22 protein-coding genes are annotated in these 21,836 nt (G+C 73.1%); 15 read left to right on the top strand and 7 right to left on the bottom strand.

Features of this window, described 5'->3' with window-relative positions; genetic code table 11:
• Nucleotides 1-75 precede the first annotated feature (75 nt).
• Nucleotides 76-486: a VOC family protein gene (locus tag IEZ05_RS34585; protein WP_189234275.1), complete on the bottom strand. Its 411-nt coding sequence runs from the start codon at nt 484-486 to the stop codon at nt 76-78.
• 128 nt (nt 487-614) lie between these two features.
• Between IEZ05_RS34585 and IEZ05_RS34580 the strand changes: the two genes are divergently transcribed.
• The 3 genes from IEZ05_RS34580 to IEZ05_RS34570 all read left to right on the top strand — a co-directional run bounded on the left by IEZ05_RS34580 (nt 615) and on the right by IEZ05_RS34570 (nt 1,996).
• Nucleotides 615-1,043: a helix-turn-helix transcriptional regulator gene (locus IEZ05_RS34580; protein ID WP_189234274.1), complete on the top strand. Its 429-nt coding sequence runs from the start codon at nt 615-617 to the stop codon at nt 1,041-1,043.
• Between the two features lie 10 nt (nt 1,044-1,053).
• A complete protein-coding gene (locus IEZ05_RS34575) occupies nt 1,054-1,470 on the top strand; it encodes a VOC family protein (protein ID WP_189234273.1) in 417 nt (138 codons plus the stop codon).
• 295 nt (nt 1,471-1,765) lie between these two features.
• Nucleotides 1,766-1,996 carry a DUF5133 domain-containing protein gene (locus IEZ05_RS34570; protein ID WP_189234272.1) on the top strand — a complete coding sequence of 77 codons (231 nt, stop codon included), beginning with the start codon at nt 1,766-1,768 and terminating at the stop codon, nt 1,994-1,996.
• Between the two features lie 145 nt (nt 1,997-2,141).
• Here the strand turns inward: IEZ05_RS34570 and IEZ05_RS34565 are convergent, their stop codons facing one another.
• The gene (locus IEZ05_RS34565) at nt 2,142-3,134 is read right to left on the bottom strand and encodes an NADPH:quinone reductase (RefSeq protein ID WP_189234315.1); all 993 of its coding nucleotides are present in this window, start codon (nt 3,132-3,134) and stop codon (nt 2,142-2,144) included.
• 302 nt (nt 3,135-3,436) lie between these two features.
• Between IEZ05_RS34565 and IEZ05_RS34560 the strand changes: the two genes are divergently transcribed.
• Nucleotides 3,437-5,500, top strand: a complete 2,064-nt coding sequence (locus IEZ05_RS34560; protein WP_189234271.1) for a SpoIIE family protein phosphatase — start codon at nt 3,437-3,439, stop codon at nt 5,498-5,500.
• Nucleotides 5,501-5,550: 50 nt separating this feature from the next.
• Here the strand turns inward: IEZ05_RS34560 and IEZ05_RS34555 are convergent, their stop codons facing one another.
• Nucleotides 5,551-6,480 carry a LysR family transcriptional regulator gene (locus IEZ05_RS34555; protein ID WP_189234270.1) on the bottom strand — a complete coding sequence of 310 codons (930 nt, stop codon included), beginning with the start codon at nt 6,478-6,480 and terminating at the stop codon, nt 5,551-5,553.
• Nucleotides 6,481-6,607: 127 nt separating this feature from the next.
• Between IEZ05_RS34555 and IEZ05_RS34550 the strand changes: the two genes are divergently transcribed.
• The 9 genes from IEZ05_RS34550 to IEZ05_RS34510 all read left to right on the top strand — a co-directional run bounded on the left by IEZ05_RS34550 (nt 6,608) and on the right by IEZ05_RS34510 (nt 15,349).
• Nucleotides 6,608-7,609 carry a fumarylacetoacetate hydrolase family protein gene (locus IEZ05_RS34550; protein ID WP_189234269.1) on the top strand — a complete coding sequence of 334 codons (1,002 nt, stop codon included), beginning with the start codon at nt 6,608-6,610 and terminating at the stop codon, nt 7,607-7,609.
• Entirely contained in the window at nt 7,606-8,568 is a 963-nt protein-coding gene (locus IEZ05_RS34545; RefSeq protein ID WP_189234268.1) for a cyclase family protein, read from the top strand. Before IEZ05_RS34550 ends, IEZ05_RS34545 begins: the two co-directional genes overlap by 4 nt.
• A 23-nt stretch (nt 8,569-8,591) precedes the next feature.
• Entirely contained in the window at nt 8,592-9,722 is a 1,131-nt protein-coding gene (locus IEZ05_RS34540; protein WP_189234267.1) for an FAD-dependent oxidoreductase, read from the top strand.
• Entirely contained in the window at nt 9,719-10,732 is a 1,014-nt protein-coding gene (locus IEZ05_RS34535) for an amidohydrolase family protein (RefSeq protein ID WP_189234266.1), read from the top strand. Before IEZ05_RS34540 ends, IEZ05_RS34535 begins: the two co-directional genes overlap by 4 nt.
• Before the next feature lie 12 nt (nt 10,733-10,744).
• The gene (locus IEZ05_RS34530) at nt 10,745-11,683 is read left to right on the top strand and encodes a VOC family protein (RefSeq protein ID WP_189234265.1); all 939 of its coding nucleotides are present in this window, start codon (nt 10,745-10,747) and stop codon (nt 11,681-11,683) included.
• Nucleotides 11,684-11,800: 117 nt separating this feature from the next.
• Nucleotides 11,801-12,772 carry a fumarylacetoacetate hydrolase family protein gene (locus tag IEZ05_RS34525; protein ID WP_189234264.1) on the top strand — a complete coding sequence of 324 codons (972 nt, stop codon included), beginning with the start codon at nt 11,801-11,803 and terminating at the stop codon, nt 12,770-12,772.
• Nucleotides 12,769-13,539, top strand: a complete 771-nt coding sequence (locus IEZ05_RS34520; RefSeq protein ID WP_229869989.1) for an SDR family NAD(P)-dependent oxidoreductase — start codon at nt 12,769-12,771, stop codon at nt 13,537-13,539. Before IEZ05_RS34525 ends, IEZ05_RS34520 begins: the two co-directional genes overlap by 4 nt.
• Nucleotides 13,540-13,555: 16 nt before the next feature.
• Nucleotides 13,556-13,981, top strand: coding sequence for an SDR family oxidoreductase (locus IEZ05_RS34515; RefSeq protein ID WP_229869988.1), 426 nt, complete (start codon nt 13,556-13,558; stop codon nt 13,979-13,981).
• Nucleotides 13,982-14,062: 81 nt separating this feature from the next.
• Nucleotides 14,063-15,349 carry a phosphatase PAP2 family protein gene (locus IEZ05_RS34510; RefSeq protein WP_189234313.1) on the top strand — a complete coding sequence of 429 codons (1,287 nt, stop codon included), beginning with the start codon at nt 14,063-14,065 and terminating at the stop codon, nt 15,347-15,349.
• 9 nt (nt 15,350-15,358) lie between these two features.
• On the opposite strand, the gene IEZ05_RS34505 is transcribed toward IEZ05_RS34510, so the two are convergent.
• The 4 genes from IEZ05_RS34505 to IEZ05_RS36900 all read right to left on the bottom strand — a co-directional run bounded on the left by IEZ05_RS34505 (nt 15,359) and on the right by IEZ05_RS36900 (nt 18,897).
• The gene (locus IEZ05_RS34505; protein WP_189234263.1) at nt 15,359-16,123 is read right to left on the bottom strand and encodes a glucose 1-dehydrogenase; all 765 of its coding nucleotides are present in this window, start codon (nt 16,121-16,123) and stop codon (nt 15,359-15,361) included.
• 65 nt (nt 16,124-16,188) lie between these two features.
• On the bottom strand, nt 16,189-16,809 hold the full coding sequence (locus IEZ05_RS34500; protein WP_189234262.1) for a TetR/AcrR family transcriptional regulator: 621 nt from the start codon (nt 16,807-16,809) through the stop codon (nt 16,189-16,191).
• Between the two features lie 22 nt (nt 16,810-16,831).
• On the bottom strand, nt 16,832-17,587 hold the full coding sequence (locus tag IEZ05_RS34495) for a hypothetical protein (protein ID WP_373298909.1): 756 nt from the start codon (nt 17,585-17,587) through the stop codon (nt 16,832-16,834).
• A 140-nt stretch (nt 17,588-17,727) separates the two neighbouring features.
• On the bottom strand, nt 17,728-18,897 hold the full coding sequence (locus tag IEZ05_RS36900; RefSeq protein WP_268255249.1) for a molybdopterin-binding protein: 1,170 nt from the start codon (nt 18,895-18,897) through the stop codon (nt 17,728-17,730).
• On the opposite strand from IEZ05_RS36900, the gene IEZ05_RS36665 reads away from it, so the two are divergent.
• Both IEZ05_RS36665 and IEZ05_RS34485 read left to right on the top strand, forming a co-directional pair.
• Nucleotides 18,796-21,300 carry an ATP-dependent Clp protease ATP-binding subunit gene (locus tag IEZ05_RS36665; protein WP_229869986.1) on the top strand — a complete coding sequence of 835 codons (2,505 nt, stop codon included), beginning with the start codon at nt 18,796-18,798 and terminating at the stop codon, nt 21,298-21,300. The genes IEZ05_RS36900 and IEZ05_RS36665 overlap by 102 nt on opposite strands.
• Nucleotides 21,297-21,833 carry a DUF488 domain-containing protein gene (locus tag IEZ05_RS34485; RefSeq protein WP_189234260.1) on the top strand — a complete coding sequence of 179 codons (537 nt, stop codon included), beginning with the start codon at nt 21,297-21,299 and terminating at the stop codon, nt 21,831-21,833. Before IEZ05_RS36665 ends, IEZ05_RS34485 begins: the two co-directional genes overlap by 4 nt.
• Nucleotides 21,834-21,836: the final 3 nt, after the last annotated feature.

The raw sequence follows: 21,836 nt of genomic DNA, 5'->3' as shown, positions 1-21,836 counted from the left end.
GGCCTCCGCCGGCATCCCCTGGCTCGGTCTGCGAGCAGTATCTCCGGTCGTACCGCGCCGCCGGTGCCGAACGGCTCAGCGGCGTTCGTTGACGCGGACCAGGTTGCCGGCGGGGTCGCGAACGGCGCAGTCGCGCAGGCCGTACGGCTGCTCGGCCGGTTCCTGGACGACCTCGGCGCCGCCCGACCGCAGCCGCGCGAAGGTGGCGTCGAGGTCGTCGGTGGCCAGGGTGATGCGGGCGTAGGTGCCCTTGGCCATCATCTCGGTGATGGTGCGGCGCTCGTCGTCGGTGATGCCGGGGGCGGTGGCGGGCGGCTCCAGGACGAGGGACGTCTCGGGCCGTCCGGCGGGGCCGACCGTGATCCAGCGCATGGCGCCCTCCCCTACGTCGTTGCGTACCTCGAAGCCGAGGGTGTCGCGGTAGAAGGCGAGGGAGGCCTCCGGGTCGTGGTGCGGGAGGAAGGTCCAGTGAAGGGTGATGTCCATGCCGGCCAGGCTAGGCACGGTCGACAGACGGGTGCTTCTCCATTCCTGACCGGTCCGGCCGGCCGCCGGCCGGTGCTTCGACGGCTCGGAGGTGGCTCGGCCCGTCGGGGCTGTGGGAAACTCGCCGCATGGGACGGCCGCCACTCGACGACCTCGTCCGGCTGCGGCGGGCCCGCGACCGGATGGACCGCGACTACGCCGAACCGCTGGACGTCCCGGCCCTCGCGCGTGACGCCCTGATGTCGCCGGGGCACTTCTCCCGCAGCTTCCGCGCCGCGTTCGGCGAGACGCCCTACAGCTATCTGATGACCCGCCGCATCGAGCGGGCCAAGGCGCTGCTGCGGCGCGGCGACCTGACGGTGACGGAGGTCTGCTTCGAGGTCGGCTGTACGTCGCTGGGATCGTTCAGCTCGCGTTTCACGGAGCTGGTCGGCGAGAGCCCGAGCGTCTACCGGACCCGGGACCACGGCCCCGGCGCCGCCGTCCCCGCCTGTATGGCCAAGATCCACACCCGGCCGGTCAGAAAGAGAGAAGCGGGTCCCGCGGCACGGCCGTAGCGTGAGCGGTATGGACATCAAGCTCTCCCAGTGCTTCATCGCCGTCGACGACCACGACAGGGCGATCGCCTTCTACCGCGACGTGCTCGGCCTCGAGGTCCGCGACGACGTCGGCTTCGAGGGAATGCGCTGGGTGACCGTCGGGTCGCCCACGCAGCCGGACGTGAACATCGTCCTGGAACCGCCCGCCGCCGACCCCAATGTCTCGCCGGCGGACAAGCAGGCCATGGCCGAGCTGATGGCCAAGGGCCTGCTGCGCGGCGTCATCTTCGCCACGGACGACTGCGACGCCACCTTCGAGCGCATCAGTGCCGCGGGCGGCGAGGTGCTGCAGGAACCCATGGACCAGCCCTACGGCGTCCGCGACTGCGCGTTCCGCGACCCCACCGGCAACCTGCTGCGCTTCACCCAGCCGCTCGGGAAGTGAGACCGGCGGACCGCTTTCGGCGGTGACGGTTTGAGCCCCGTGCCGCGGGGCATTCGGCGTGCCAGGTGCTTGGGATCACAGGCCCGTCGCGGCGGCGGCCATCGGTCGCTCTCCGAAGCGCCTTCCGGAGCCCTTCCGCGACTGTTCGACCCGGTCGAGGCGGGAGGAAGCAGACGCGATGATCAGCAGGAGCGACCGCGCACGGCACCGTCGCGTCGGCGGAAGACCCCCTCCCTGCCCGGTGTCGACCGACGTCCGACCAGCCCGTCCGACCCTCGCACAAGGGAGTAGTCCGATGCTCATGGCCCACCCCGCCGTTCTGACCGACCTGCTCGAGCAGTACGCCTCCCTGCAGGCCCTGCACGCCGAGCACGGCACGCCCGAGGCCCGTCAGCGGCTGGAGGACGTCTCCTACACCCTGTGCGTCGCCACCGGGACCCGGGACATCGAGTCCGCCCTGGTGGCCGCCCGCCACCAGCTCCCGGGTGCCCGCCCGACGGACGACTCGGTCGTCGCCTCCGCGTGACGGGCCGCCGGCCCGGCCCGGTCCGACGGCGTCGGGCGGGGGCAGGGGCGGGCGGCACCGGGGTGCCGCCCGCCCCACCTGTGTCGTGGGGGCCTGTGCGCCCGGCAGCAGGCACCTCGCGGGCCGCCGGGACGGACCGCCGGCCTCACGCGTTCTCCCGGCCGGCCGGTACGAGGATCAGCCGGCCGCTCACCGTGCCGGCCTCCAGCCTCCGGTGCGCCTCCGCCGTCATCGACAGCGGCAGGCGGTCGGCGATGCGCGGGCGCCACGGGGTGTCGCGCAGGACGCTCACTACCCCCTCGGCCGCCTCGGCGAGGTCGGCGGTCGTGGCGTTGCTGATGGCGAATCCCACGATGCTCGCGTCCTTGGTGTACAGGCGGCCCAGCGGCAGAGCCGAGGGACCACCGCCCAGTCCCACCATGGCGACCAGGCGCCCGCCGTGCGCCAGCAGGTCGACCGAGTCGGCCAGCACACCGTGCCCGGAGGTGTCGAGGTGCAGGTCGTACCCGCGGGGCGCGGCCCGGCGCAGGTGCTCGCCGAGTCCGGGTGCCCGGTAGTCGAGGACCTCGGTGGCGCCCAGGGCGCGGACCGCCGCGGCGTCCTCGGCACGCGCCGTCGCGATCACCCGGGCGCCGGCCCGGGCGGCCAGTGCGACGGCGGCGCCGCCCACGTTGCCGGCCCCGCCGCCGACGTACACGGTCTCGCCGGACCTCAGCCGCCCATGCCGGAACAGCGCGAGCCAGGCCGACGCCGCCGGATGGGCGGCCGCGACGAGGTGCTCCCCGGCGATGCCGGGCGGCGCCGCGTAGAGCCGTTCGGCGGCGACCGTCGCGTACTCGGCACAGGCTCCCTGCCGGCCGGCGTGTCCCAGGCTGTTGCACCACACCCGCTGCCCGGGCGTGAAGCCCACCGCGCCGGTCCCTGTCCGGGCGACCTCGCCGACGAGGTCACGCCCGACGACGAAGGGGAACGGGAGCGGGGTGGCGTAGGCCCCGGACCGTACGAAGGTGTCCACCGGGTCGACGGCCACGGCCTCTACGCGGACGAGCACGTCCGTGGGTCCGACGGGCGGCACGGGGAGCGTCCCGTACCGGATGGCGTCGGCCGGGCCGACGGCGTCGATGCAGGCGGCCCGCATCATGTCGGGGACTGCGCTGACCGGCATGGCTCCTCCTGGGTCCGGGGCGTCGGGGACGACGACGCCGTCCCACCCGATCATGAACCCGATGCCACGAACGGGCAGACCCCGGTGCCGCCACTCACCTGCCCGGGCCCGCTCCGGCGACCGGATGCCGGGGCGGCGGGCAGGGCGTAGTGTCCGCGTATGGGTGATGTTCGGTCCGGCCGACGGGCCGGGGTGAGCGGTCCGGGGACCCGGAGGCGACGGCCTCGGACCGGTGCGGCGGGGCCGGCCCGGCCGCGGGCCGGGGCGGGCGGCTGATGGACGCCGAGATGGCCGCCGTGGTGCGGGAGTGCGGGGCGTTCGGCGGGCTGCTGTACGTGATACCGCCGGGCGGTGACGCGTTGTGGCTGGTCCGGGTGGCGGGGGTGCCGCAGGAGATCGCGGCTCCCTGGCGGCGTGTCGCGCTCACCGACCCCATGCCGGTCGCGGACGCCGTGCGCGAGCGGCGCCTGGTGTGGGTCGGTGGTCAGGAGGAGATGGCACGCCGGTACCCGCGGCCCGCGCTCGTCCTGCCCTACGAGTTCGCGCTGGCGGCCGCCCCGGTCGTCTCGGACACCGCGCTCCGGGGCGGGCTGGTGCTGATGTGGCCCGCGGGCCGTCCGGACCGGCTGAGCCGGAGTGAGCGCGACGCGCTGGAGAGCGGCTGCCGCAGGCTGGGCGGCCTCCTGCAACGAGCGGTGGACCGCGGCGAACCGGTGCTGCCCGCCGACCGGCCGCGGACGCTGCCGCCGCCGGCCGGCCGCCTCGTCCCGCCCGACGAGGCGACGGCCGTCTCGGCGTTCGTCGACCGTCTGCCCGGGGGGTCCTGCGCGCTGGACACGAACGGCCGCATCACCTTCATGACCCCGGCCGCCGCCGGCCTCGTCGGGCGCGAGGCGGCCGAGCTGCTCGGCACGCTGCCCTGGGAATCGCTGCCGTGGATGGACGTCCCCCAGGTCGAGGACCGCTACCGCGCCGCCGTGGTCAGCCGGCGGCCACAGGCCTTCACGGTGCTGCGTCCGCCGGACGTGTGGCTGTCCTTCGAGCTGTACCCGGACTCGTCCGGCGTCAGCGTGCGCATCACGCGCAGCGACCCCGCGGAGGACGCGCCCGCGTACCCGTCCGTCCCGACCGCCGGTCCCAGCCGGGCCACCGTGCTCTACCACCTGATGCACCTGGCCTCCACCCTCACCGAGGCCGTCGGCGTCCAGGACGTGGTCGAGCAGACCGCGGACCAGCTGCTGCCCGCTCTGGGCGCGCAGGCGATGGCGCTGATGACGGCCGAGGACGGCCGTCTGAAGATCCTGGGTCACCGGGGCTACTCCGCCGAGGTCGTCGGCCGTTTCGACGCCGTCCCGCTGAACTCGCAGATCCCCGGCAGCGAGGTCCTGACCACCGGCGTGCCGAGCTTCTTCCCGACCTTCGCCGACCTCGAGCGGGCCTATCCCTCCACCGTGCACGAGGACGGCATGGCGTCGTGGGCGTTCCTGCCTCTGATCGCGTCCGGCCACCCCATCGGCTCGGTCCTCCTCGCCTACGACCGTCCCCGGACCTTCCCGCCCGGCGAGCGCGCCGTGCTCACCTCGCTGGCCGGTCTGGTCGGGCAGGCCCTGGACCGGGCCCGTCTCTACGACGCCAAGGACCACCTCGCCCACCGGCTGCAGTCCGCCCTCCTGCCGCACACGCTGCCGCAGGTCCCCGGGCTGAGGATCGCCGCCCGCTATCTGCCGGCCGCCCGGGGCCTGGGCATCGGCGGCGACTTCTACGACCTCATCCGCCTGGACGCGCACACGGCCGGCGCCGCCATCGGCGACGTCCAGGGACACAACGTGGACGCCGCGGCCCTCATGGGGCAGGTCCGCACCGCCGTGCACGCCCACGCCACCGTGGGAGCGTCCCCCGCCGACGTCCTGGCGCGCACCAACCGCCTGCTCACCGACCTCGACCCCGGCCTGTTCACCAGCTGCGTCTACGTCCACCTCGACCTGGCCGGCCGCCGCGCGTGCGTGGCCACCGCCGGCCACCCGCCGCCGCTGCTGCGCCATGCCGACGGGCGCACCGAACTCCTCCGGGTGCCCCCCGGCCTGCTGCTGGGCATCGAGCCGGACGCCGTCTACCCGGCCCTGGACGTACCACTGCCGCACGGGTCCGTGCTCGCCCTCTACACCGACGGGCTCGTCGAGGCTCCCGGTGTGGACTTCGACGACGCGACCGCCGCCCTCGCCGGGCTCCTCGAACACGCGGACCCGACCGACCTCGACGCCATGGCGGACACCCTGATCCGGCACTCGCCCACCCCGGGCGACGACATCGCCCTGCTCCTCATCCGCCCCGGTGGCTGACTGATCTCCGGCGGCCCGGCCGGCCGATCCGTCGCGTGGATGCCTCCCGTTCAGGGCCGGCCGCCCGCCTCGTGTGCGACGGTCATGCGCCTGCCGACGCGCGCGGCGGTATCCCGCAGCCAGATGTGGGCCGCGTCGTGGGTGTGCACCGGGTGCCACCACATCGCCTCCTGCAACGGCACGGCCTCGTACGGCGGTTCCAGCACCCGGACGGCGGCGATCGGCGCGAGCAGGCGTGCGAGGCGTGCCTGCACCAGGGCGATGCGCCGGGTGCCGGCCACCAGCAGCGGCAGCAGCTGGAAGCTGTCGACGGAGACCTCCACCCGGGGTTCGACGCCGAGCATGCCGAGCTGGCGCACGGCCGGGGCGTCGTAGGTCCGCTGGTAGGTGACCCAGGGCAGCCGGGCCAGGTCCTGCCGGGTGAGACGCTCCTCGACGCTCGGGTGGTCGTCGGCGACGAGGAACACCCAGCGGTCCTGGTAGAGGTCGGTGGCCGGGAAGTCGCTGATGACGCCGTGCGGCATGAGCAGTCCGTCGGTGGCGCTCAGCAGCGTGGCGGTGTCGTCGACCACGGTGGGCGGGGTCTGGGCGAAGCGCAGCCGGATGCCGGGGGCCTCCTCGTGCACGACCCGGGCGAGTTCGGTGCCGAAGACGGCGACGGCGTAGTCGGACGCGACCAGCTTGAACTCGCGGCTCTCCCTGGCCGGGTCGAAGTCGGCCTGGCTGGCGAAGAGGCGTTCGAGCACGGCGTACGCGGTGGAGGTGCGGTCGAGCAGGACCTGTCCGAGGGCGGTGAGCTCGTAGTGCCCGCCGACGCGGGCGAGCAGGTCGTCGTCGAAGTGGCGGCGCAGCCGGGCCAGGGCCGCGCTCATCGCGGGCTGGCTGAGGCCGACGCGCTGACCTGCGCGCGTGACGTTGCGTTCCTCCAGCAGAGCGCGCAGGGCGACGACGAGGTTCAGGTCCAGACGGCTCAGATTCACGGGTCTTCCTCTTGCTGTACGGCCCCGACCAGCGCTCATTGACACGGTGGATGTTCATCATCCACGGAATCGATTTCCCTGATCACGGGTGGCGGGTCCAGATTAGTCCCATCGTCATCAGGAGGACATGTCCGTGAAACCCGAACCCGTGTCCGCGCTCTTCGCCGGTCCTTTCGCCCTCGCCACCCTCTCGGCCCCGGACGGGCCGGCCTTTCCCGCCCTCGTCACTCCCGGCTCCGAGGTCCTCGACCTGCGCGCCGCCTTCGGCGACGAACGGCTCACCGTCCGGCACCTGTTGGAGAACTGGGAGACGGCCCTGCCGCGGCTGCGGACGCTCGCCGCCGACGGCGGCCTCTCCCGCGTGCCGCTGGCGGACCTCCGCGTGCACGCGCCGGTGGAGCCGCGGCAGGTCTTCCAGTCGGGGGCCAACTACCGGCAGCACGTGATCGACCTGCACGTCGCGCACCGGGCCCCGGGTGACGAGCGGCCGGAGGAGGAGCGGCGCGCCGAGGCGGCCGAGATCATGGACCGGCGGGCGGCCGAGGACCTGCCCTACGTCTTCATCGGCCTGCCGAGCGCGATCACCGGCCCCTACGACGACGTCGTACTCCCGGCGTGGGCCGAGAAGCCCGACTGGGAACTGGAGCTGGCGGCGGTCATCGGCCGGCCCGCCCACCGGGTGTCCGTCGAGGAAGCCCTCGGCCATGTCGCCGGTTACACGATCGCCAATGACCTGACCGACCGTGCCACGGTCTTCCGCCGGGACATGCCGCAGATCGGCACCGACTGGCTGCGCAGCAAGAACGCCCCCGGCTTCACGCCGCTCGGTCCCTGGATCGTGCCCGCCGGATCGGTCGCTGACACCGGCGACCTGCGGCTGACGCTGAAGCTGAACGGCGAGACCATGCAGGACGAGTCGACCAAGGACATGATCTTCGACGTGGCGCGGATGGTGTCCTACGCGTCGCAGACCGCCCGGCTGCTGCCCGGCGACCTGGTGCTCACCGGCTCCCCGGCCGGCAACGGCATGCACTGGGGCCGGCTGCTGCGCGACGGCGACGTCATGGAGGGCTCGGTCACCGGACTCGGTGTCCAGCGCACCCGCTGTGTGGCGGAGGCCGCCCGGTGACACTGGACCGCACCGACCCCGAGGGCTCGATAGCGCGCGCCACGAAGGCGTACTCCAACTGGGGCCGCTGGGGCGAGGACGACGTCCTCGGCACGCTCAACTTCCTCGACGAGGCGGGGCGTCGTGAGGCCGCCACGCTCGTCCGGCGGGGTGTCAGCTTCTCCCTCTCCCAGCGGTTCGACATGAACGGCCCGCAGAAGGGCTGGCGCCGGCGCACCAACCCGGTGCACACCATGCTCGACACCGGGACCGACGCCGCGCTCGGCAACCAGGGCTTCCCGCACGGCATCGGCGGCGCCGACGACGTCATCGCCATGCCGTTGCAGTGCTCCACCCAGTGGGACGGGCTCGGCCACATCTTCGACCACGGCAGGGCGTGGAACGGGCGCCCGGCGGAGAAGGTCGTCACCTCCGACGGCGACCTGGTCACCGGCATCGAGCACATGGCCCCGCACGTCGCCGGACGCGGTGTGCTGCTGGACGTCGGCCGCGCGGTCGGTCAGAACGGCGAACTGCCCGACGGCTTCGCCATCACCGAGGAGCACCTCACCGCCACCGCGGAGGCCCAGGGCGTGACCGTGGGGCGCGGCGACATCGTGCTCGTGCGCACCGGGCAGCTGTCCCGGGTGCGCCGCGACGGCTGGGGCGACTACGCGGGCGGCCCCGCGCCCGGCCTGTCGTTCACCACGGCCGGCTGGCTGCACGGCACCGAGATCGCCGCGATCGCCACCGACACCTGGGGCTTCGAGGTCCGCCCGAACGAGTTCGAGCACGCCTTCCAGCCGCTGCACCAGGTCGCCATCCCGCACATCGGGCTGCTGATCGGCGAGATGTGGGACCTGGACGCCCTCGCCGAGGACTGCGCGGCCGACGGGGAGTACGCGTTCTGGCTCACCGCGGCGCCCCTGCCCATCACCGGCGCGGTCGGCTCACCCGTCAACCCGATCGCGGTCAAGTAGACCGAGGAACGAAGGAGTTCTTCATGACCCAGCCCCGCACGGTCCTCGTCGTCGGCGGCGGCGCGGCCGGCAACGCCGTGACGATTCTGCTGCGCCGCGCCGGTCTCGCCGTGGACCTGATCGAGGCCAAGGACGACTGGAACGCCACCGCCGGCTCCGGCATCACCCTCCAGGGCAACGCCCTGCGCGTGCTGCGCGAACTCGGTGTCTGGGAGCAGGTGGAGGCGTCCGGCTTCGGCTTCGGCTCGGTCGGCATCACCGCCCCCGACGGCACGGTCCTGCACGTCCAGGACGACCTGCGCACCGGCGGCGACGACCTGCCCGCCACCGTCGGCATGCAGCGCCCCCGGCTCCAGCGGATCCTGATCGAGGCCGTACGGGCGAGCGGCGCCACCGTCCGCCTCGGCACCACCGCCGAGATCCTGGACCAGGACGCCGACGGTGTCTCCGTACGCCTCAGCGACGGCACCGAGCGCCGCTACGATCTCGTGGTCGCCGCCGACGGCCTCGGCTCCCGCACCCGCGCCGCGATCGGCATCACGGCGAAGCCCGAACCGACCGGCATGGCCATCTGGCGCATCGCGGCCCCGCGCCCGGCCGGCGTGACCCGCACCGACCTCGCCTACGGCGGCCCGGCCTACATCGCCGGCTACTGCCCGACCAGCGAGACGACCCTGTACGCGTACGTCGTCGAGGCCAACCGGGACCGCGCCTCGATACCCGCCGGGTCGTACGCCGACGAGATGCGGCGCCTGGCCTCCGCCTACGGCGGCCACTGGCCGGAGATCACCGCGCACATCACCGATCCCGCGAAGGTCAACTACACCTGGTTCGACCGGATGCTGGTGGAGGGCTCCTGGCACCGCGGCCGGGTCGTCCTCGTCGGCGACGCCGCCCACTGCTGCCCGCCCACCCTGGCCCAGGGCGCCGCCCTGTCCCTGGAGGACGCCTGGGTGCTCGCGCAGATGCTGACCGCCACCGAGACCTGGGACGACGCGCTGTTCCAGGCGTACTACGAGCGGCGCGTCACACGTGTCCGGCCCGTCGTCGAGGCGTCGGTGCAGATCGGCCGGTGGCAGCTGGACGGAGTGCGCGACGCCGACGTGCCCGGGCTGATGGGCCGCACCATGACGATGCTCCGGGAGCTGCCGTGACCTCTAGTACCGTCCCGACCGTGGACGTGCACGCCCACGTCCTGCTGCCCGAGGTCGACGCGCTCGTGGCGGGCCTGCCCGGCCACGCCGAGGCGCGGGAGCTGGACGCCCGGCGCAACGGCCCCGCCGCCCTCGCCGTCAGCGGCCCCATGGTCCGCGAACGCGTCCCCAGGCTGACCGACCCCGCCGTGCGCCTGGCCGCGATGGACGCGCAGGGCGTCGACGTGCAGCTGGTCAGCCCCTCCCCCTCGCACTACCACTACTGGGCCGACGAGGAGACGGCCGAGAAGGTGTACAGCCTGGCCAACGAGGCGACGGCGGCGCACTGTTCGGCCGCCCCGGACCGGCTGCGCGGGCTCGGGCTGGTGCCCCTGCAGCACCCCGGCCCGGCCGTGGACGCCCTCGGGCACGCCCTGGAGCAGGGCCTGTCCGGAGTGGAGATCTCCAGCCACGCCCCGGGCCGGGAACTCTCCGACCCGGCCTACGAGCCCTTCTGGGCACGGGCCGAGGAGACGGGCGCGATCGTCTTCCTGCACCCCTTCGGCTGCACGCTCGACGAGCGCCTGGACCAGTGGTACCTGTCCAACACCGTCGGCCAGCCCACGGAGAACGCCGTCGCGCTCTCGCACCTGATCTTCTCCGGGGTGCTCGACCGGCACCCCGGGCTGAAGCTGGTCGCGGCGCACGGCGGCGGTTACCTGCCCACGCACATCGGCCGCTCCGACCACGCCTGGTCGGCCCGTCCGGACGCGGGCGCCGGCTGCGCGCACCTGCCCAGCAGCTACCTCAAGCGGCTGTACTTCGACTCCCTCGTCCACGACCCGCACGTGCTGCGGGAGCTGGTCCGGGTCGCCGGGGCGGACCGGGTGCTCCTCGGGTCCGACTTCCCCTTCGACATGGGCACCGAGGACCCGGTCGGCGCCCTGCGCGCCGCGCGCCTGTCCGGGGCCGACCTCGACGCCGTCCGCGGCCGGAACGCCGCCGCCCTGCTCCATCTCGCCCTCGCCTGAGGAGGACCACCCATGAGCGCACGCCTGCTCACCCACCTGCGGCACGTCGACCTCGCCGTGCCCGACTACGACAAGCAGCTCGACTTCTACTCCGGTGTCTGGGGCCTGACCAAGGTCGCCGAGGACTCCGGCATCTCCTTCCTGGCCGCCGAGGGCTCCCCGGAGCAGTACGTCGTCCGGCTGCGCAAGGCCGACGAGAAACGTCTCGACCTGGTCTCCTACGGTGCCGCGTCCGCCGCCGACGTGGACACCCTCGCCGAGCGACTGCTGGCCGGCGGCGTCCAGCTGATCTCCCGGCCGGGCACGGTCGACACCCCCGGCGGCGGCTACGGCTTCCGGTTCTTCGACGTCGACGGCCGCACCATCGAGGTCTCGGCCGACGTCGAGGTCAGGCAGCACCGCAGGATCGAGGAGAAGGAGTCCATCCCGGTCAAGCTCTCCCACGTCGTGCTCAACTCCCCGGACCTGAACCGCACCCGCGCGTGGTACGAGCGCCACCTCGGCTTCGCGCTCTCGGACACGCTCAGCTCGCCGCACATGGGCGAGGTCATGCACTTCATGCGGATCAGCAACCAGCACCACTCGATGGCCATCGCCCAGGGCCCGCACACCGCCCTGCACCACGTCTCCTTCGAGATGCGCGGCATCGACGAGTACATGCGCGGCTCGGGCCGGGTCATGCGGGCGGGCTTCAAGAAGATCTGGGGTCCGGGCCGGCACATGGCCGGGGACAACACGTTCACGTACTTCCTCGACCCGCACGGCAACACCGTCGAGTACACCACCGAGCTGGAGTGCCTGGACGAGGACACCTGGCACCCCCACGTCTACGACTTCTCCCAGCCCGAGGTCACCGACCAGTGGGGCACCGCCAACCCCATGAACGAGCTGGTCGCGAAGGAGTCCTTCAACGACCCCGACCGCGGTGTGTTCGTGGCCCCGCCGGTCTGATCCCGCGCCCCCGGGGACGCGACGGTGGTGTCCACGCCCTGACTCCCGCCGTCGCGTCCCCGGTTCGCTCCCCGCCCCTTACTCTCCGCCCCTTTCCTCTCCGCCAGGAGCGACACCATGCGTTTCGCCGCTTACGAACAACGCCACCGCCGCCGGGTGGCCGTCGTGGAGGAGGACGGCACGCTCTTCCCGCTGCCGGGCGTCTCCTCGCTGTCCACGCTGCTCGGCGAGACGGACGGCCTGCCCGGTCTGCTCGCCGCCGGCCGGCAGGCGCTCGACGTCCCGCCGGGCCCGCACGTCTCCCAGGTGCGGCTGCTGCCGCCGCTCCAGCCGGCGTCCGTACGGGACTTCGTCACCTTCGAGGAACACGTCGAAGGCGTTCGCCGATCCGTCGACGGCGTGGCCGGCGTGCCCGAGCAGTGGTACGCGGCGCCGACCTTCTACTTCACCAACCCGCACGCGATCTACGGCCCCCACGACGACATCCCGATGCCGCCCGGATCGGCCGTGCTGGACTTCGAGCTCGAAGTGGGCGCCGTCATCGGCCGCGAGGGCCGTGACCTCACCCCCGGGCAGGCCCGCGACCACATCGTCGGCTACACCGTGTTCAACGACTGGTCCGCCCGGGACCTCCAGTCGGCGGAGATGAAGGTCGGCCTCGGCCCGTGCAAGGGCAAGGACACCGCCACCACCCTCGGCCCGTACCTGGTCACGGCCGACGAACTGGAGCCGTACCGGGACGCCGACGGCTTCCTGCGCCTGTCCCTGACCGCGGAGATCAACGGCGAGAAGGTCGGCGAGGACCTGCTGTCCCACATGAGCTGGACCTTCGAGGAGATGACCGCCTACGCCTCCCGCGGCACCCGCGTCGTGCCGGGCGACGTGCTCGGCTCGGGCACCTGCGGCAACGGCGGCTGCCTGGCAGAACTGTGGGGCCTGCGCGGTGAGCAGACCCCGCCGCCGCTGAAGCCGGGCGACACCGTCGGCCTCACCGTCGAGGGGATCGGCACGGTGACCAACACCGTCGTGGCCGGTGCGGCGCCCCTACCGCTTCCGGCCGGCCGGCGCCGGACCCGGGAGCGGCCGTGAGGGACCTGCACCCGGACCTGCACCCCAAGAGGCTGCTCGGCAAGGTGGTGGTCGTCACGGGCGCGGCCCGGGGCCAGGGCGCCGCCGAGGCCGAGGCCCTCACCCGCGAGGGCGCCCAGGTCATCGCCACCGATGTGACGCCCGAGGGGGACTGCCGCCGCCTCGACGTCGGCAGCGAGGCCGAGTGGGCCGCGCTGGCCGCCGAGCTGAGGGAGGCGTACGGCGAGGTCCACGGCCTGGTGAACAACGCGGGCGTCACCTGGCGGGCGCGGATCGGCGACGTGCGGGCGGCGGACTTCGAGCGGGTGCACTCGGTGAACGTCACCGGTCCGCTCCTCGGCATCCAGCACCTGAGCCCGCTGATGCCGCCGGGCTCCTCGATCGTCAACGTCGGCTCCTCCGCCGCGCTCACGGCCCACTACCCGGTGGCCTACACGGCGAGCAAGTGGGGGCTGCGGGGCCTGTCCAGGACCGCCGCCCTCGAACTCGGGCCGCGTGGCATCCGCGTGAACACCGTCCACCCGGGCTACATCGAGACCGCGATGACCGCCTCGGCCGCGCCCGCGTTCCGTGAGGCCAACGTCCGGGAGACCCCGCTCGGCCGTACCGGCACCGTCGACGAGGTCGCCCCGCTGGTCGTGTTCCTGCTGTCGGACGACTCGTCCTTCATCACCGGGGCGGAGATCCCCGTCGACGGCGGCCTCACCGCGCACGGCGGTGTCAAGTCCGTCTCCGACGCCCTGCTCGGGACGAGGGCCGGCGGATGAGGCGGCTGAGGGCAAGGTGGCCCTGATCTCCGGCACCGCCCGCGGCCAGGGCCGAGCGGCGGCCCTGCGCTTCGCCGCCGAGGGCGCGCTGGTCGTCGGCGGCGACCTGCCGCACGAGGAGGCCGTCGAGACCCAGCGGCTCATCGCCCGCGAGGGCGGTACCGCCCTCAGCCCGAGCCTCCTCGACGTCACCGACGAGGACTCCGTACGGGCCTGGACCGAGGAGGCCGTCGACGCGTTCGGCGGCATCGACATCGTCCACGCCGACGCCGGTGCCGTCCGCTTCGGCGCGATCGACGGCCGGTCCTCCGACGGCAGCCCGAAGATCGTCCGGGAGTGCACGCTGCCCCTCACCGGCGAGCGCCGCGCGCACCGGCGCTCCCCTCGACAGGACGCCCACAGCTTGCCGCTAGCATGTTCGAGCTCACGACGATCTCCCTGATCGTCGGCTCTTCACCGGAAGACCATGCCGAACAGAACCACTCCCCCTCGAATACCCGCCGCGTGGCGCCGGCCACGCACGATGCTGTGGGCCACGGCGGGTGTGGCGACCCTCGGCTTTCTCGTGGTGCTGGAATGCGCCGCGCGCCACTACGGCCTGCCGGGGCCGATCACCCATCAGGCCCGCGAGGTGATCTTCACCCCGGCGTCGGGGCCGCTGCTGTACGGCGGGCTGGCGTTGACGATGGTGGTGCTCACCTGGCGGCAACGGCTCGTCTCGTTCGCCGTCGCGGTCACCGTCGACGTCGTCTTCGCGCTGGTGCGGTGGACGGTCGGCGCCGACATGGAGTTCGGCAACGGCGCCCTGTGGGTGGTCATGGGCTGGACGGTCGTCGCGGTCACGCGCCGCACCGGCCGGGAGCGCCTGCTGCTCCTGAAGGGCGTCGGGCTGGGTCTGCTGCTGGTGGCCGGTCACAAGACGGGCGACACCTGGCTGCTCATCACCTCCAAGACCCGGCCGACGGTGCTCGACCAGTACGTGGCGACCGCGGATCACGCGCTGGGCAACCCGTCGTGGCTCGTCGGCCGGGTCGTCGAGGCCGCCCAGCCGGTCAGCGGCCACGCCCTGCACCTGGTCTACGGCCAGCTTCCGCTGGCGGCGGCCGTCGTCGGGCTCTACCAGCTGCGCCATGTGGCGGTCGAGCGCCGTTTTCCACGGCACCACCTGGTGCGCACCTTCCTGATGATCGGCCTGCTGGGTCCGGCCGTGTACATGCTCTTCCCGGTCGTGGGACCGATCTTCGCCTACGGCGCCGAAGGCGGCTCCTGGGCGGTGGCCGAGCTGTGGCCGGGCACGCTGCCGCCGGTCGGCGTCCCGCACTCGATGCCGTTCGACGCGGTCACCCCGCGCAACTGCATGCCCAGCCTGCACACGGCGTGGGCCACCACGCTCTTCGTCCACACCCGCAAGGGTTCTCGGGCCATGCGCTGGGCGGGAACGTTCTGGCTGGTCGCCACCCTCACCGCGACGCTGGGCTTCGGCTACCACTACGGCGCGGACCTCGTCGCCGGCGTGGTGTTCGCGCTCACCGTGGAGGCGGCGATGCGCGCGCTGGCACGCGGCTGGGACCGGTCGGCCACCCTGCTGGTCACCCACGGCGCGACGGTCTTCGCCGCGCTGCTGGTGTCGTACCGCTTCCTGCCGAGGGAGATGGCCGGGCATCCGTGGCTGTTCGGGCCGCTGCTGATCCTGGCGATGGCCTCGGTGATCCACGGCTATGTGCGGACGACCCGGCAGTGGGACCCGAAGGCCGCGCCGGCACCGGAGCCGGGACCGAACCCCGCTGAGCCGCGGCCCGAGCTCGTGTGAGGCGGCGTCCTACTGGCCCATGACGTATTTCACCGTCGGGCCGGTGGTCCAGCCGCCGTCCACCGCCAGCTCCGCACCGGTGACGTACGAGGCGGCGTCCGAGAGCAGGAAGACCACCGCGCCGGCGATCTCGTCGGCCTCGCCGACCCGGCCCATCGGGGTGTTGGGGTACTTGCCCTCGCCCCGCTCGATGCCCACGGCCGCGGTCATCGGCGTGTAGGTCATGCCCGGGTGGACGGAGTTGACGCGGATCCCCGCCGTGCCGAGTTCCACCGCGCCGATCTTCGTGAGCCCGCGGACGCCCCACTTGGAGGCGCCGTAGCCGGCCGTCAGGGCCAGGCCCATGAGACCCGCCGCGGAGGAGATGTTGACGATGGAGCCGCCGCCGGCCTCCTTCATCACGGGTATGGCGGTCCGCATGCCGATGAAGACACCGGTCAGGTTGACGTCGAGGACCTTACGGAAATGCTCGACGGACTCGTTCTCCAGGAGCGTGCCGGTGGAGATGCCGGCGTTGTTGACCAGGCCGTGCAGCCCACCGAACTCCGCGACGGCGTGGGCGACGGCCGCCGCCCACTCCTCCTCGGAGGTCACGTCGTGACGGATGAAGCGGGCCCGGTCGCCGAGGGCCTCGACGGTGGCCCTGCCGTCCTCGTCGAGCACGTCCGTGATCACCACATTGGCGCCGGCGGCCACCGCCTGGCGGGCCGCTTCGGCACCGAGGCCGCGGGCGCCGCCGGTGATCAGCACGGTCTTGCCGGTGAGATCGTTCATGAGAGGTCCTTTCAGGGCCGTGCGGGGTCGCACAGGGGCGTGCGGTCGGTCGGGGGTCCGGGAGATCAGGGCCGCGGGGCCCGCAGCAGTGCGGTGGTGGTGCCGACCAGGTCGGCGAGGAACAGTTCCTCGCCGGTCAGCGGTTCGGTGCCGTCCAGGTACTGCCGGGCGCGGTCCGCCATGGCGGCGCCCACCACCGTGAGGGCCAGGTCGAGGCGCTCCAGGAGCAACGGCTCGGGCAGGCCGTCGGCGGCCAGGCAGGCCTCGATCCGCTCGATCAGACGCCAGTAGGCGGTGCCGCCGAGCGTGGGGTGGGGCGTGCGGGCGCGGACGCCGCTCTCATGGCTGAGCTGCGCGGAGATCCGCAGACACCGCAGGCCCCGGTCGCCGCGCAGCTCACTGGCCTCCGCCGTGACCAGTGCGCCGACCAGCGCGCCCACCTCGTCCGGCGCGGCCTCCAGAAGCGGCGCGAGCACCCGCTCGGTGCGCTGCTGGCGGCCGGCCATGACCGCGTCCAGCAGCCCGGCGCGGGAGCCGAAGTGGTACTGCACGGCCGACGGATTGCCCTGCCCGGCCACTGCGACGACGTCCCGCAACTGTGCGCCGTGGACGCCCTGCTCGGCGAAGAGCGTCTCCGCCGCACGGATCAGCTTCTCCCGGGTCTCGGGTCCGGAGGTTCTCGCCATGCCCACATATTAATGTTCGGCATTAGAAAACGGCGCTCCGCAGCGGCGGGGACAGGTCGGTCAGGCGCCGGAAGGCCGCCTCGCGACCCGGTCCGGCCTTCCCTGCGCCCACCAGCGGAGCGACCCCGAGGCAGTGGTACGCGTGGAGGACGGCGGTGGTCGCCCGGTGCCGGGTCTGCCGAGGCGGTTCCCCGGCACCGGCCGCGTCCAGCAGATCGGCGAGTCGGCGCAGGGCGGTGGCCACGGCGACCCGTTGCGGCCGGTCGGGGTGCACGAGCCGTCCCGACACGGCCAGCAGCCAGGCCCAGGCCGCTCCGGCCGCGGCGAGGGCGGTGTAGGGGAGGACGTCGGCACCGGTGGTCGAGTCGTTGGCCGCGACAGCGAAGGAGAACAGCAGCAGCACGGCGCCGAGCCCGCCCAGCCGCGTGGCGTCGCAGGCGAACTTCGCCGCTCCCGCGACCAGGGCGGTCGCCGCGACCACCACGGCGACGCCGGCTCCTCCCGCACCCTGCCCCACCCACACGGCGAGGGTTGCGCCCGAGGCGACGAGCGCCGTCATGGCGGCGGCCACCACCGCGAGGACGGGGGCGCGGCGCCGGTACGGGAGATCGCGGCCGAAGGTGGTGGTGAAGGAGCCCAGCATGGCGTAGACGGCGAGGTCGGGGCGCCCCGCCAGCGTGATCGGCACGGCCACGGACCCCATGGCGAGCGCGGCTCGCACGGCGAACAGGAGAGCTCCGTCCGCCTCGTGCAGGGTCAGCGCACCGCGTGGTGACACGACTCGCCGCGCACCCGCCACCCAAGGGCGCCGGCCGTTGCGTGACGCGGGAGGGAGGAGGTGGCGAAAGATCGGCATGTCTGGCACGTACTCCTTGCTCTTTCCAGGTTCGCGCGTCGCCACCCGGGTCCGGCCGGCCTTCACCGTCCCGGAAGTCTCAGGAACCTCACGCGGGCGCCGGCCGGGGCACCGCCGGGCGGGACGACCGCGAGGCCGTCGGCGAGCGCCAGTCCGCGCAGCATGGCCGGACCGTCGAACGGGAGCGGCACCGCTCCCTCGCCCGTGTGCAGCACCGGCAGCAGACGCGTGTCGCGCGGATGACCTGTCAGACCGGTCGCGACAGTCAGGTGGAGGGGCTCCGGTTCGGCGTGTCCGCCGAGGCGCCGCAGCAGCGGGTGGAGCAGGGTCACCGCTCCGGCCGCGGCGGCGAGCGGATTGCCGGGGAGCCCCACGAGCCGGCGGGCGCGGCCGTCGGCGGCGGGCGGCAGCTCGGCGAGCAGCATCGGGTGCCCCGGTCGCACGGCCACGGAGTCGACCGTCAGCAGGGCGCCCTCGCGGCTCAGGACGTCGTGGAGGAAGTCGACCGGGCCGGCGGCGGTGCTGCCGGTGGTGACCACGACGTCGGCGGGTGAGCGGCGGACGGCCTCCCGGAGCAGACCGAATTCGTCCCCGATCATGCGGACCCTGACGGTCCGGGCGCCGCAGAAGTCCAGCCAGGGCGGCACCATGGGGCCGAGGGCGTCACGGACCCGTCCGCCCCTGGGGACGCCGTGTGCCGGCAACTCGTCGCCCAGCACGAGGAGTTCGGCGCTCGGAGGGCGGTGCACCGACAGGTGGTCGCAGCCGGCCGCGGCGGCCAGGCCCAGCACCGCCGGGGTCACGGTGGTGCCGGCGGGAAGCAGGGTCTCACCGGCCCGGCACTCCTGGCCGCGAGGCCGGATGTCGCGGCCGGCGGGTGGGACGCCGGGTCCTGCGAAGCGGTGCCGCAGGACGCCGTCGTGGGCCTCCGCGTGCTCCGCGCGCAGTACGGCGGCGGCGCCGGCGAAACAACACCTGACGGGTGTACCCGACCGTTCCCCGCGGTGCCAACTCGGCCCGCGCCGCGGGAGGCCGCTCCAGGGGCCCGCTCCAGGCGTCCGCTCCGGGTTGCGGGGCCCCCGGCGACGCGCTTCGGTTGAAGGACCCCTGTCACTGCACCAGGAGCTGTCATGTCGATGTCGTCCTTCGGTTTCGGCTCGTCCGACCCGTTCAGTGACCTGTTGAACCGGTTCTTCGGCATGTCGCCCACGTCCTCGCCCCCGGCGGTGCAGCGGGTGCCGATCGGGCGGCTGCTGACCGAGTCCTCGCAGGAGCTCCTCAACCTGGCGGCTCGGCGGGCTCTGGAGGACGGGACGTCCGACCTCGACACCGAGCACCTGCTGTGGGCGGCCACGAAGGTCGACCCCGCGCGCGGGCTGCTCGCCCAGGCCGGGGCGGACCCGGACGCGCTCGCCTCCCGGATCGCGGAGGTCCTCCCGAGCGAGTCGGGCGAGCCGTCCTCGGAGCCGGGCCTCACCCCGGCCGCCAAGCGCACCCTCGCCACCGCCTACGCCCGTTCCCAGGCGGCCGGTGTGTCCTACATCGGGCCCGAGCACATCCTCGGCGCACTGCTGGACGGCGCCGACACGGGGGCCGCCCGGCTGCTGAGGGCGGGGGGCGAGGACGTGAAGAAGCTCGCGGGCCTCACGGAGCGGGCGGCCCGCGCGGAAGGGCAGCAGCCCGCCGAGCGGGGTGAGCCCACGACGGCCCTCGACGAGTACGGGCGGGACCTGACGGACGAGGCGAAGGCCGGGAAGCTGGACCCCGTCGTCGGACGGGCCGAGGAGATCGAGCAGACCGTCGAGATCCTCTCGCGGCGCTCCAAGAACAACCCCGTGCTGATCGGGGAGCCCGGAGTCGGCAAGACCGCGATCGTGGAGGGGCTGGCGCAGCGCATCGTGGCCGGCGAGGTTCCCGACACCCTGAAGGACAAGCGGGTCGTCGCACTCGACTTGTCCGGCATGGTGGCGGGCGCCCAGTACCGGGGCCAGTTCGAGGAGCGGCTGAAGAAGGTCATCGAGGACGTCCAGCAGGCCGGCGGGAACATCATCCTGTTCATCGACGAACTGCACACCGTCGTCGGCGCGGGCGCCACGGGCGAGGGCTCGATGGACGCGGGCAACATGCTCAAGCCGGCCCTCGCGCGCGGGGAGCTGCACGTGGTGGGCGCGACGACCATCGACGAGTACCGCAAGTACGTCGAGAAGGACGCCGCGCTCGAACGCCGCTTCCAGCCGGTGATGGTGCCCGAGCCGACGGTCGAGGAGACGGTGCAGATCCTCGAGGGGCTCCGCGACGTGTACGAGGCCCACCACCAGGTCCGGTTCGCCGACGGCGCGCTGGCAGCGGCGGCGGACCTGTCGGACCGTTACGTCAGCGACCGCTTCCTGCCCGACAAGGCGATCGACGTGATGGACCAGGCGGGAGCGCGGGTACGCCTGCGCAGCGCCAACCGTTCCACCGAGGTCGTCAGCCGCGAGGACCGCATCGCGAAGCTGCGCCGGGAACAGGACCAGGCCGTCGCCGCGCAGGACTTCGAGAAGGCCGCGCGGCTGAAGCGGGACATCGCCGAGGCGGAGGGCGAACTCGCGGGCATCGAGGAGCGCCGCGAGGGCGTCGTCTCCGTCACCGCCGCCGACATCGCGGACGTGATTTCCCGGCGCACGGGCATCCCCGTCTCCCAGCTCACCGCGAGCGAGAAGGAGAGGCTGCTCCGGCTGGAGGAGGAGATGCACTCCCGGATCGTCGGCCAGGACGAGGCGGTCACTGCCGTCTCGCGGGCCGTGCGCCGCAACCGGGCCGGCATGGGCGACCCGAACCGCCCCGTGGGCTCCTTCCTCTTCCTCGGTCCCACCGGTGTGGGCAAGACGGAGCTGGCCAAGACCCTCGCCGAGCTGCTGTTCGGCGAGGAGGACCGGATGATCCGGTTCGACATGAGCGAGTTCCAGGAGAAGCACACGGTCGCCCGTTTCGTCGGAGCCCCTCCCGGCTACGTCGGGTACGAGGAGGCGGGTCAGCTCACCGAGAAGGTCCGCCGGCAGCCCTACAGCGTGGTCCTGTTCGACGAGGTGGAGAAGGCCCACCCCGACGTGTTCAACACGCTGCTGCAGATCCTCGACGACGGACGCCTCACCGACGGCCAGGGCCGCACCGTCGACTTCCGGCACTGTGTCGTCATCATGACGTCCAACATCGGGGCCCACCGGATCCTCGACCACAAGGGCGACGTGTCCGACCTCAAGGACGAGCTGATGGGGGAACTGCGGACCAGGTTCCTGCCGGAGTTCCTCAACCGCATCGACGACATCATCGTCTTCCACGGCCTCACCGAGGAGGACCTCGGTGAGATCGTCGATCACCTGCTGGGCCAGAGCGAGCGCCGGGTGCACGCGCAGGGTTTGAAGCTGGAGGTCACGGAGGCCGCCAAGAAGCTGCTGATCGCCCACGGGCACCAGCCGGAGTTCGGCGCGCGCCCGTTGCGTCGCACCATCCAGGCCGAACTCGACAACCGCATCGCCGACCTGCTGCTCGGCGGGGAGGCGGATCCCGGTGACACCATCGTCGCCGACGTACGCGACGACTCGCTGCACTGCACGGTCAGGAAGGGCGGCGGCTCCGAGCCGGCGACTCCATGACGAACCGTGTCTGCACGGTGGGGCATTCGACCCGCGACTTCGACGAGATGCTGACGATACTGCGGAACAACGAGGTGACCGACCTCGTGGACGTGCGCTCCTTCCCCTCGTCACGGAAGTACCCGCAGTGGAACCGGTCCGCGATCGTCGACGCGCTCCCTCCCGACATCGCCTACCGGCGGATACCCCAGCTGGGCGGTCGACGGCACACCCCCAAGGGCGTGCCGAGCGAGAACGGCGCATGGCGGGTCAAGGCGTTCCGGGACTACGCCGACCACATGGCGAGCGACGAATTCAAGGAAGGGCTGGACGAGTTGGTCGGCCTCGCCGCCCAGGGACGGCCGGCGATCATGTGCAGCGAGGCGGTGCCCTGGCGCTGCCATCGCAGGCTGATCACCGATGCCCTGATCGTCGCCGGCGTGGAGGTCGCGCACATCATGTCGGCCACGACGACGAAGCCCGCCGCCCTGAACCCTCACGCGCGCGTCCGGGACGGACGCCTGACCTACCCGCCGGGCGAGGACGACGCGTGAGGC

The organism is Streptomyces flaveolus (genome assembly GCF_014648815.1).
In the GTDB taxonomy this organism is placed as follows: domain Bacteria; phylum Actinomycetota; class Actinomycetes; order Streptomycetales; family Streptomycetaceae; genus Streptomyces; species Streptomyces flaveolus.
The sequence above is the reverse complement of the archived record's forward strand: the minus strand, read 5'-3'. Positions and strand labels throughout refer to the sequence as shown.